This is a genomic window from Parvimonas sp. C2 (assembly GCF_035282405.1).
GTDB lineage: Bacteria > Bacillota > Clostridia > Tissierellales > Peptoniphilaceae > Parvimonas.
The window spans coordinates 1-2426 of the sequence record NZ_JAYKBP010000013.1; the positions used below are offsets into that span (position 1 = coordinate 1).

Annotated in this window: 4 protein-coding genes; 2 read left to right on the plus strand and 2 right to left on the minus strand. The window is 53.0% G+C overall.

Going from position 1 to position 2426, the window contains the following annotated elements:
* Together VJI95_RS07985 and VJI95_RS07990 are read right to left on the minus strand one after the other, a co-directional pair.
* The coding region (locus VJI95_RS07985; protein WP_324011078.1) for a hypothetical protein at window positions 1-615 on the minus strand (615 nt) is incomplete at its 3' end.
* A gap of 516 nt (window positions 616-1131) precedes the next feature.
* Window positions 1132-1302 (minus strand): hypothetical protein, encoded by a 171-nt coding sequence (locus VJI95_RS07990; protein ID WP_324011079.1) that lies wholly within the window; start codon window positions 1300-1302, stop codon window positions 1132-1134.
* A gap of 192 nt (window positions 1303-1494) precedes the next feature.
* Between VJI95_RS07990 and VJI95_RS08055 the strand changes: the two genes are divergently transcribed.
* Together VJI95_RS08055 and VJI95_RS07995 are read left to right on the plus strand one after the other, a co-directional pair.
* Entirely contained in the window at window positions 1495-1707 is a 213-nt protein-coding gene (locus VJI95_RS08055; protein ID WP_420693742.1) for a helix-turn-helix domain-containing protein, read from the plus strand.
* A gap of 387 nt (window positions 1708-2094) precedes the next feature.
* Window positions 2095-2426 (plus strand): hypothetical protein (locus VJI95_RS07995; RefSeq protein ID WP_324011080.1); only part of this gene is annotated, 332 nt, incomplete at its 3' end.

Genomic DNA, 2426 nt, shown 5'->3' on the forward strand with positions numbered 1-2426 from the left:
GATAGTGGCGACAAAGAAATTATCAGCAATTGAAGTATCCGCGAAGTCCTCGCGGCGAATCTGCGACTCGGGGTAGCGAGCATTAGCGATAAGCGCACTTATAGGGTCGCGCTCAATGCCGACAACGTCTGCGCCTTCGGGTGCGGTGTCAATAAAACCGCCTGCTCCAGCGCCGGGTTCGAGCACTTTGCCCTCGGTATATCCTGCGGTGCGAAGGCTATCCCAGATAGTAGAAGTAAGGCTTGGGGGAGTGTAGTAGGCGGTAAGAATGGTGCGTCGAGCAGCCGCGTACTCGTCATCGTTTAGTAGCTCGCGAAGTCGCTGGCGGGCAGGCGCGTAGCGCTCGTTGTGTTCATCGAAGACCTGGGAGAAAGCGCCCCAAGAGCGGTAGTGTTCCAACGCCTGGCGCTGGTTATCGTCAAGACTGTCACCGTCGCGGTAGGCAATAGCGGCCTCAATCGCGGCGATATTTGTCCAAACCGGATCTAGTTGAGCGTCATTGCGTGATTGATTTTCGCTTCGAAGGCGGGAAGAAGCGTCGAGTCCTTCTCGGTCGGGTACTCCTTGTTCTGATGGTCGCTGACCTGCAGCAGCGCTGTTGCTACCAGCAGCCACTTCGAGCTCTTCTCCGGCCACAGACTCGCTGCCAGTTCGTTGAGCGCGTCGTTGTCGGGAAGAAGATTCCACTGCGTCATCCACAGATTCGGTGAGGTGAGAATCTGCAGACTCGGCGGATTCATCTCGTCGTGGAGAAGATTGTCCTCGATGATCTCCTGGGTTATCGGGTCGAGCCACTCGCTGCGAATTTCCTCGCTCGCCTGTTGATCGGCCAGATTGAGAAGCTGGCCCCGCGTTAGTGCGTCGACTGTCTGCTTGCCCGTCTTCTGCTTCCACCGGTCGGTGAGCATTTGCAGATTGCTCGCCGAGGCCTGTTCCCACTGATTCATCATTGCTTCGTACGTCTCGGTTAGTGCTGGCTCGCTCAACTCGCGACCTGCGTCCTTGTACGCTTGCTGAATTGTCGCCTTGTAAATCATCGGTACTTTCTCCTAAGAGGTCGAAAAGGGAGATCTGATTGGGGTCTACTTTCTTCTTCCTCGCCATGGCCCCGCATTTTATGGGCCTAAAAACCTAGTGCGCTAGACCTTTTTGAATCAGACAGCGTTCTCCAAGGTAGCTGGCAAGACATTCAGAAATGGACTGAACGATCAGAGCATTCATCGTTGTATGCTGACAGATAGCCATATGTTGCAGCTCTTCTTTGAGCCGTTCGTCGATACGAAAAGCGACTTTGGTATCCATAAAAGCCCTCCTAGCAGGGCTGAGTGTTACCTAGATAAAAATGGGTAGAAACAACCTCGATCAAGCCAGATTTATGGCCCGAGGTAGAAACGAGAATAGACAAATAACGCAAAAGGCGCAATAGGCGCAGACTGCGCAGAATGTGCCAAGTGTGTGATTGACGCCAACCGGAGTAGATGTAATATGACCGACATGACTACAGGAGACGCAGGGCAAGACGAGGGGGAAGTGTGGCTGACCTCGGGCGAGGCTGCCGAGTTGCTCCCCAATGTCTCGCGACGTTCGGTGCAGGCATGGGCCGCTTCAGGAAAAATTGATGGCGTCGTTCGCCTGCCTAGCGGCCAGTACCGAATCCCCAAATCGTCCCTAATGGCATTGCTTAATGGGATACCCCCGCAGGAGTAGTAATTGCGTACTTTCTAATACTGTTATTACAGGTAAAACACCCCAGAAATGCACTTTCTGGGGTGTTTTTCTATGTAAACCGCAGGAAGTGTGACATATCATCTAATAATACCAACATTGAAAAATGCCCCATTATGGGTGGATTTAACACGACTATTCCTGTGAATTTAAAAAGGTTATTCCGAGGGATAGACCGTCAAAATACCTAATGCGCTGGGGAAGTAAACGCATGTTAAAACCTTAGAGAAAGTTAAAGGCCGAAAATAGTACGGCTTTCCTGTTGGAATAGCACAGGGTGCAAGACACAATGGGGTGCGACGCAGGAAGCGCAGAACGCGCAGAATGCGCAGAACGAGAAGATGAAACCCACATTGTAGAGAGGGACCAATGGTCAAGATTCGCACCGCTATTTCCACCAGTGCCGCCACGCTGGTCGCACTCAGCGCTGTAACCGGCGTAGGTGCTGCCTCCGCGCAGGCAGAAGAGGCATCTGAAGCCCAGCCAGGCACGGACACTAATGCCGATGAGGCTCCAGCTGAGGAAGCAGAACAAGCTCAGCCGGGCACAGAGGCTTCCGAAAACGTAGGTAGCAACGAGAGTGGCAATGAAGAATCGGTACCTGTTGCTAATGAGGCCCAGCCAGGCACAGATGTGAACGCCGAACTTCCTAATCAGGACAACATTCCTTCTCAGCCAGCAAACAATGCGCAGCCGGGAAC

Excerpts from the sequence above, each read along its gene's own strand:
- VJI95_RS07990 (WP_324011079.1), bottom strand. The coding sequence starts at position 1,302 with ATGGATACCAAAGTCGCTTTTCGTATCGACGAACGGCTCAAAGAAGAG.
- VJI95_RS08055 (WP_420693742.1), top strand. The coding sequence starts at position 1,495 with ATGACTACAGGAGACGCAGGGCAAGACGAGGGGGAAGTGTGGCTGACC.